This window comes from Clostridium sp. (assembly GCF_050717635.1).
GTDB lineage: Bacteria > Bacillota > Clostridia > Clostridiales > Clostridiaceae > Clostridium_AD.
Window position 1 is genome coordinate 18,624 of the sequence record NZ_JBOITO010000006.1, and the last position, 8,482, is coordinate 27,105.

Here is an 8,482-nt window from a genome sequence, read left to right on the forward strand (position 1 = left end):
ATCTAACTGCTGCTGGATAGGGAATGCTGGGGTTGTTTTATACAATACCCTTTTGTATTTGTAGTATTGGTAAAGTCAATACTACAAATGTAGCATTTGATATTACAACCGAATTAACTAAACTAAATGAGTTAAAATAAAAAAAAATTATTACCGAACACTAATTTGTCAAAAACCAACAATTTCAATTCCAGCCATACAAGAAGTATCTTCATAAATAGTTTTATTTTGCTTATTGTATAAAGAAATTTTTACTTCCCCTAAAACCTCCTCCTTGATTTTTTTTTGCATTTTTCCTTGATGTGGAGCAATTAATTCTCCTGGATCTTTTAGATTTGCTTCTATTATAAGTTTCTCTTTACTATTTTCTAATAATAAAAATATTTTTTCATTAGTTATACTCTCAATTTTTAATTGACTACTATTATAAGTTGCAAATCTAGATTCCATTCCATTAATCACCAAATTACTTATATATCCCAGAAAACTTTTCCCCATAAATGGTATATGAGCTATAGAACAAAAGATACTTGTACCTTTCTTTTTAAAATTGTTACATTGAATCCAAATATATTTTTTCGGAAAAGAGGTACCCCAGTCTTTTTCAACATATCCACTCCCGCATCTTAAATCTATTTCTTCATCATTAATCCTAAGTACTCCATTAACCAAATGATTCATGCTAACAATTCCATGATAACATTCCATTTTAGGAATATATGCAAAATGACCCATTATATTAGGACATAAAATAGACTTTTTTATTGGGGTGAATGAACCAAATTCTAACGTTCCTTCTATATGTATATCAGTATCTATAATATTAATTGATATCATTGATTCTGTAAAAATATTATCTCCTACCTTTAACATAAAGGGACTATTGTTATATTTAAAATCTTTGACAGAATATTTAACATATCCTGTTCTTATAGTTTTCCTATTATTCATATCTAGACTCACAAATATATACTGAACGAAACTATGAACGTCATTATTAAATAAACTAATACCTGGTATTAAACTTATAACACTTTTCTCATCCTTTGAAACTTGTTTATAGTACCATCCTTCAAAATATTCTTTACTTTTATTATTTCCTTGAAACAATAGCGGATGTATAATTTTATTTAGCCACATATCTATCTCCCCCTTCATTGATTATACCTTTAATATAGTTTTCGCGTAAGTGTACAAAAAATATACATATTTTCTACCATATAAACACAAAATAAATATATTTAATTATATTAAAGGAAAGGAGTAAATTTATGAGCGAAAAAAATAATATAGATATTAGCAATATTTTAACACCAAAATCTTATTGGCTTGATTCAACTGATGAGACAAACTACAAAGCGTTAGTAGAAGACATTAAAGTGGATATTGTAATTATCGGAGGAGGCATTACTGGAATTACAACTGCCCTCCTTTTAAAAAATGAAGGCTATAAAGTTGCACTAATCGAAGCAGATAAAATAGTTCAAGGAACTACGGGACACACCACTGCTTACGTCACTTCACAACATGGTATAATATATGATAATTTGATTAACACTATGGGATCTAAAAAGGCTAAGCAATATGCAGATGCCAATGAAGGAGCCATTGATTTCATTGAAAGCATGGTCAATAAATATAATATTGATTGTGACTTTTGTAGGTTACCTGCCTTTATATATACAACAGATAAAAGTTATATAGACACTCTAAAAACAGAAGGAGAAGCAGCTAAAGCCCTAGGTATAAAAGCAAAATATATTGATAACCTAGCTTTGCCATTTGAAGTAGAGGGTGCCCTATGCTTTGAAAATCAAGCTCAATTTCACCCTAGGAAGTACCTCCTTAAACTGGCTGAAAATATTTCTGGAAGTGGCAGTCAAATATATGAACATACAAGAGCTGTAGATATAGAACATGATGATTTATATACTGTCATAACAGACACAGGATTTAAAGTAATAGCCCCAAAAGTTGTTTTGGCTTCACATTTTCCTTTTTATGATGGTTTGGGAATATATTTTGCAAGACTTCGCCCACAAAGATCATATGTAATATCTGCAATAATTAAGGATGAGTTGCCAAAAGGAACATTTATAGACGCAGCAAAAGATAGTTGGTATTTTCGTATGCAAAGATATAGGGATGTCCAGATGATAATTATTGGAGGTCAAGATCATAAAACCGCTCATGGCAGTGACATGATTAAACATTTTGTTAATTTAAAAACTTTTGCTGAAAAGAACTTTAATGTTGAAAAATTTCTATATAGATGGTCAACTCAAGATTATATGACATTAGACGGTGTACCATATGTAGGTAATCTTACTTCCACCTCAGAAAACATTTATGTTGCAACCGGTTATGGAGAATGGGGAATGACAAATGGTACAGCTGCTGCTGGTATAATAAGAGATCTTATAGTTAAAAATGAAAGCCCCTACGCGGAAGTATATAACCCATCACGCCATAATTCAACCACTGGAATCAAAAACTTTGTTAAGGAAAATTTTGATGTTGCAACGCAGTTAATAAAAGGAAAACTTCAAGTGGGACAATATAATTTCAATTTAAAAAATGACGAGGGAAAGATTGTAGAAATTGACGCTGAAAGGTATGGTGCCTATAGAGATGAAAATAGTGAGTTACATATTGTTGATATAACCTGTACACATTTAGGGTGTGAACTAAAATGGAATAGTGCAGAAAAATCTTGGGATTGCCCTTGTCATGGCTCAAGATTTACTTTTGAAGGCGATATTATAGAGGGTCCGGCTGTTTGCAATTTAAATCACTACACTGAAGGTAATAATACAATTGACTCAAATATGATTTGATTGTTCTATATGTTCCTCAGAATATGATATATTACTAAAGGGAGTCCACTTTATAGTGAATTCCCTTTAGTAATATTTAAGGTCATAAAAACTCTTTATAACTTTTTCATTCCTGTGTAAATTAATATCGCATCTCTTAAAAAGCTGCCGTACCAGGTTAATCTTTATCATAGTAAGCTGTGAATCTTTCATCATCCACATACATAATTAGTACATCCAATTGATTTCTTTTTTCAAGGAGCTTTTCACGATGCTCTCTAAGTGCATTAGCTGCATTAAAGGAAGGTGCAGTTACTATTTCCTTTATACTATCTAAACTCAACCCAAGTTCTTTGTAAAACAGTATTTGTTGCAACTTATCCACCTTTTTTTCACTATAAATTCGATATCCTGACGAATTAATTCTTGCCGGCATAAGAATTTCTATTTCATCATAATACCTAAGTGTTCTGGTGCTTACACCCTCTAAATTGCCTAATTTTTGCACTGTATATTCCATACGTTCATCTCCTTACAAGATTATTATACACATTTCCGTAACGTTAATGTCAATAGACATTTTCAAGATAATTTGCATATTTCTTCTTCATGCACCTTGAACTTTAATTGTATAAAATGCTACAATTAAACTAAAATAAAGTAGAGGTGAAGATTATGAAGTAACAAGATTAAAGGGAGAGCAGCTTCCATATGTTGGTAGCTTTGACAGTGATGGAAACCTAACAACAGATCCTGGGTCTATTAAAGAATCAATGAGAGTTCTGCCAACAGGCTACTGGAAAGGTTCTGGACTTGCTATTTTACTTGATATGGTAGCTGCAGTTCTTTCAAATGGTATACCAACCAGTGAACTTGATAAGATAGGAAAAGAAGGGTGTGGTGGGTGCTCTCAGATTTTTATAACTATTAATCCACATACTTTTGTAACCGAAGAAGAAATCAATAATATCCTTGAGAGTACTATTAATCATCTGGGTACTGCAGAGCCTATTCAAGATGGTGGAAAAGTTTATTATCCTGGGCAACGTACAGCACAAACACGCGAAGATAACAGCAAAAATAGCATCGTTGCCGATGAAAAAGTATGGAATGAGATTTGCAACTTATAAATGAGCTATTCCTGTTATCTTTAGTCCTTCAGAAATTATAGATGTATCATCATCAAGGCCAACAAACCTATGGCAAGGTATCATCATATCTTTTGAGAGTTCCACAATTAGAAGCTTTGGAACTACAAACTTTGCCTTTGGAGAACTCAAAGATATTCGGTGCCAAGCTTGTCTATCTATATGGTCAATATGGTCGTGACTTCCAAATATAAAATCTGCATTTATAACTTCCTGCTCTCCAAGAAGTGGTGGTATATTCCTGCCTGGATGGTCAGATAAAAACGCATCCAAATAAATAACAGTTTCTCCTAATTTCACGATATACCCCATTTGTCCAAGCCACCAAAATGCAATATTCCCCTTTTGCAAAACACAGTTATTAATTTCCTCTATAAGTTCTAATCCACTTTTCATAAAATCACCATTTTTTCATAATTTATTTTAATTTCTATGATAATATTTTACCATGATTTCTATATTAAAAAACTACTGAAATATATTTATATATTTCAGTAGTACCCATTAACAGTCAAAAGTATTGTCAACCACTTTATTTGAATCGGTTGACAATACTTTTTCAGTGTTTTATACTTAATTAAAACATCATCTGCAATCCAAATAAGGAGGTTTCTATATGTTAAAAAAATTACAAATTAGGGATATGTTATATGCAGCTATATTCGCATCTCTAATTGCTGTTTTAGGGTATCTTATTATTCCTTTGCCTATTAGCCCAGTACCAATTACAGGACAAACTCTAGCTGTGATGCTAGCTGGATGTGTATTAACACCACTTCAAGCAGGTCTCAGCGTAATTACTTTCATATTAATGGGCGCTATAGGTATTCCTGTATTCGCTGGTGGAACTGCAGGCATTGGAGTGATTTTCGGACCTATGGGTGGTTATTTACTAGGATTTCTAATTGCATCTATAGTGATTAGTTTAATAAGTGGCAAGTCCAATTCTATTCCTCGTATGATATTTGCTTGTATTATAGGGGGTATTATAATTGTTTATGTTTTAGGAGTCCCTTGGCTTTCACATATTACAGGTATGGGGATTAATAAAGCATTTACTGTAGGTGTATTACCCTTTTTACCCGGTGATTTAATAAAGGCTATTGTAGCGGGATTTATTGCAAAGAAAATTAATGTTCAAAAAAGAAATTAAAAGATTCTAATGTCCTCTGTTTTATATAGCAATAATTAACAAGAATATTTTATATTATTTTGGTTATCATAATATTGTAGAGCACAAAACAACTGAGCCAAAGCTTATATATCCATTTAATGATTATATAAGTTAGCCAAAGATTTAATATATTATAATTTATATTAAATTAGAGGGCGATTTTCTACGGTTGGGAAAAGCGTTAATATAGTCGATGTTTTATAAATATTTATTATATTAAGGTTCCAACCTATCGTACAAAGTCAAGCGAAGATTATATCGAGTGTTGTAATGATTATATATAGCCGACAGGTTATATATGGTTGTGTAAATATTTCATATAGTCGAACGAACCATCATCAGTGGTAGTGATTTGTTTAATTAAGGTCGAAAGATGTTAACTATATAATAAATTATCTATGTTGGTGCTAGGTAGGTTGTTTTGTACTCTCCCAATAAAAACTAATAATTCACTCAAAGGGTAGCAATCGCTTACCCTTTTTTAATTTCTAATTTAAATTTATCCACAACACTTTCGTAAAACAACATACTTATCCACAAATTAAATGTGTACTATATCTTCCGCCTCTTTTTAAAATTATTACTCTTCTTTAAACTTCCTAAGATATTCAGATGCTGATCTATTCATTTCTAATGAAAAATCAGACATATACTTACGGCTGCATAGAGCTTTAATATCTTCGCCAATATCTTTATTTAAAAATCCTGACTTCTCATTTTTTATTCTTTGCATTTCTATATGCTCTTCCACAGTTAGTCTGCGATATTTATTTTCATAAACTATATACTTTCCTTCGAAACGCACAGGCTTTTTCCTATTCTTTTGAGCCTGAACAGGATAACCATAAACCACCATAGCAGCAGGTATAACATAATCCGGAAGATCTAATAACTCTCTAATAGTTTCACAATTCTCAATAATATCACCAATGTAACACGAACCAATTCCTAAAGATTCTGCAGCTACTACTGTGTTTTGAGCAGCTATTATTGCATCAGCACAGGCAAGAAGGATGTCACCCTCTCCTGGTGTTCTTGGATTGCAATTTTCGGAGTCAAAAGCATCATACCATCTTTGATAATCTGCAAGAAAAATAAGTACTAAAGGAGCTTTTGCAATAAATGGCTGATTATCACATTCTACTGATAGTTGTTTCTTTAATTTTTCATCAGTAATATCAAGTATACTATAAAGCATCATTGCACCGGCTGTTGGAGCTTCAAATGCTGCATTTAATATTTCCTGTTTTAATTCAATTGCAATAGGCTTGTTTTCAAATACCCTCATGGATTTTCTATCTTTTATTTGTTTTAGAATCTCGTTCATATAATACCCCCCCTAAATTATTTTATTTTTAATTAATGTATTGGTATTAATTTCAACCCAACAATTCCACTAATTATCAATGCAATACAAATTACACGCATAATATTAAAAGGTTCTTTAAACAAAACAACACCTAAAATTACAGTTCCAACAGTTCCTATACCTGTCCAAATTGCATATGCAGTTCCTATTGGAAGTTTTTTTAAAGATAATGATAAAAAATAGAAACTTGCTACCATCCCTACTATAGTTAATAAACTAGGCATTAGTTTTGTAAACCCTTTTGAATATTTTAATCCAATTGCCCATTCCACCTCAAAAATTCCTGCTACTACTAAATATAACCATTCCATATTCATTGCCTCCGAGTTTTATGTGTTTTTATAATTAATTAATGGGCTTTCTGTTTTCATTAATCCTATTGTCTATATCTTTAAGTATACTTTCTTTATATTCTCCAAACCAGCTTTTTAACTTTACTTTAGATTTCTTCTTAACATTATCATCAATAAACATAGCTACTGCTACAATCGCCAATGCTAACACGCCCAAATCATCTGAATATCCAATAGCTGGAGTAAAATCTGGAATTACATCTACCGGAAAAATTAAATAACCCAAAGCACTAGTTATTGTGGCCTTTGCCCATTTCGGAACAAACGGTTTTTGTAGAACATAGAATAATAATAGCCCAGCATAAACTACATTAATTCCAGCTTTTTGTGATATTTTTACTATTTTATTCAGTAATGAACTTGGTGTATTTTTTTTTGAAAGTTTATTCAAGTGTAGTTTTTTATTTTCTTTCATATTTTACTCCTCCTTCTATTTAACTCATTTTAAAATTAATACTCAACTCATATCATATTTTATTATTAAAATAGCTTTTGTGACTTACTCTTTAGATCTTTTAAAATATTTAAATTGAATAAACATTCTCATTATAGATTTAAATAAAATAATGGAAGGAAAACATAAAGCCGTATACCAAAAGGAAATTACCTCTGCATAGGATAAAAAACTTAACGTTAATAATAAAAACCCTACTATTAAAGAGCTAATTTTATAAGTTTTTACAAATTTCTTCTTATTTTCAATTTTAGTATCTGTAGTTAAAGCATATCTAAGCATATCAAAATTTGTTTCTGTTCTCGTTATTCCATACAGAATAACGCACAATCCTGTTATAACAATTAACAGGATATATATATTACTCATAATAATACCACTCCCTCTTAGTTATCCACACGTTTAGTATATCATTTTTAAGGGTGTATAACCATCATCCTATTCATACAGTTTATAAATATATGCACCACCAATATACTCTATCACAAATTATGATATAATTAATTTAAATATTCTGAATTCTTCTATTTTTTACTTTATCCAACATAAATTTAGGACTAGCAATGGATAAGAAGGGATATAATATTTTTATTTCTGGTGAAAGTGGTACTGGCAAGACAAGCTATATTATAAAAAAAGTTGAAGAATATGCTAAATCTAATTTAGAATTATATCCCATCATTAACGTGAGTCCTGAGGACATTCCGCTGCAAGTTAAAATCATCCTTATTGGAACAAATATGTCTTATTCTATTTTAAATACCGATGACGATTTTAACGAATTATTTAAAATCAAAGCTGAGTTTGACCATCAAATAGAAAATGAAAAAGAAAACTTACAAAAGATATTAGGTTTCCTAACTCACTATATTACTGAAAATTCTCTTCTACACATTACAAAGAATGGAATTATTAAAATTTTACGTTATGCAACTAGACTAGCTGAAAATAGAGCCTATTTAACTGCTTCAATGAACAAAGTTCTTGAAATTATAGACTTAGCATCAGTTCTAGCTCGAAAGCAAGGAATTAATTTAATAGACTCATACTTCGCAGGAGAAAAATGCCTGCAACCCCTTATGTATAAATACTTGTGTAGCTTAAAATAGCATTAATATTTGCTTTTAAGCTACTTTTTTAACATTAAATTTCTCAGCAAAATGTTTAG

Annotated in this window: 9 protein-coding genes and 2 pseudogenes; 4 read left to right on the forward strand and 7 right to left on the reverse strand. The window is 30.8% G+C overall.

Going from position 1 to position 8,482, the window contains the following annotated elements:
• Window positions 1–168 precede the first annotated feature (168 nt).
• Complete coding sequence (locus ACREWB_RS03200) at window positions 169–1,140, reverse strand: tocopherol cyclase family protein (RefSeq protein WP_431546044.1); 972 nt, start codon at window positions 1,138–1,140, stop codon at window positions 169–171.
• A 131-nt stretch (window positions 1,141–1,271) separates the two neighbouring features.
• On the opposite strand from ACREWB_RS03200, the gene ACREWB_RS03205 reads away from it, so the two are divergent.
• Window positions 1,272–2,837, forward strand: coding sequence for an FAD-dependent oxidoreductase (locus ACREWB_RS03205; RefSeq protein WP_431546045.1), 1,566 nt, complete (start codon window positions 1,272–1,274; stop codon window positions 2,835–2,837).
• Between the two features lie 193 nt (window positions 2,838–3,030).
• Here the strand turns inward: ACREWB_RS03205 and ACREWB_RS03210 are convergent.
• Window positions 3,031–3,336 (reverse strand): annotated as a pseudogene (locus tag ACREWB_RS03210) (MerR family transcriptional regulator); the annotation flags it as partial.
• 217 nt (window positions 3,337–3,553) lie between these two features.
• Here ACREWB_RS03210 and ACREWB_RS03215 point away from each other — a divergent pair.
• Window positions 3,554–3,946 (forward strand): annotated as a pseudogene (locus ACREWB_RS03215) (Ldh family oxidoreductase); the annotation flags it as partial.
• Here the strand turns inward: ACREWB_RS03215 and ACREWB_RS03220 are convergent.
• On the reverse strand, window positions 3,941–4,360 hold the full coding sequence (locus tag ACREWB_RS03220) for an MBL fold metallo-hydrolase (RefSeq protein ID WP_431546046.1): 420 nt from the start codon (window positions 4,358–4,360) through the stop codon (window positions 3,941–3,943). The pseudogene ACREWB_RS03215 and the gene ACREWB_RS03220 overlap by 6 nt on opposite strands.
• Before the next feature lie 220 nt (window positions 4,361–4,580).
• Here ACREWB_RS03220 and ACREWB_RS03225 point away from each other — a divergent pair, with 220 nt between their 5' ends.
• A complete protein-coding gene (locus ACREWB_RS03225; RefSeq protein ID WP_431546047.1) occupies window positions 4,581–5,117 on the forward strand; it encodes a biotin transporter BioY in 537 nt (178 codons plus the stop codon).
• Window positions 5,118–5,718: 601 nt separating this feature from the next.
• Here ACREWB_RS03225 and ACREWB_RS03230 read toward each other — a convergent pair.
• From ACREWB_RS03230 to ACREWB_RS03245, 4 genes are all read right to left on the reverse strand, one after another.
• The gene (locus tag ACREWB_RS03230; RefSeq protein WP_431546048.1) at window positions 5,719–6,465 is read right to left on the reverse strand and encodes a nitroreductase family protein; all 747 of its coding nucleotides are present in this window, start codon (window positions 6,463–6,465) and stop codon (window positions 5,719–5,721) included.
• A 32-nt stretch (window positions 6,466–6,497) separates the two neighbouring features.
• On the reverse strand, window positions 6,498–6,818 hold the full coding sequence (gene sugE, locus ACREWB_RS03235; protein WP_431546049.1) for a quaternary ammonium compound efflux SMR transporter SugE: 321 nt from the start codon (window positions 6,816–6,818) through the stop codon (window positions 6,498–6,500).
• Window positions 6,819–6,852: 34 nt separating this feature from the next.
• Window positions 6,853–7,275, reverse strand: a complete 423-nt coding sequence (locus ACREWB_RS03240) for a YkvA family protein (protein ID WP_431546050.1) — start codon at window positions 7,273–7,275, stop codon at window positions 6,853–6,855.
• Between the two features lie 84 nt (window positions 7,276–7,359).
• On the reverse strand, window positions 7,360–7,683 hold the full coding sequence (locus ACREWB_RS03245; protein ID WP_431546051.1) for a hypothetical protein: 324 nt from the start codon (window positions 7,681–7,683) through the stop codon (window positions 7,360–7,362).
• Window positions 7,684–7,877: 194 nt separating this feature from the next.
• Between ACREWB_RS03245 and ACREWB_RS03250 the strand changes: the two genes are divergently transcribed.
• Entirely contained in the window at window positions 7,878–8,423 is a 546-nt protein-coding gene (locus ACREWB_RS03250) for an AAA family ATPase (protein WP_431546052.1), read from the forward strand.
• Window positions 8,424–8,482: the final 59 nt, after the last annotated feature.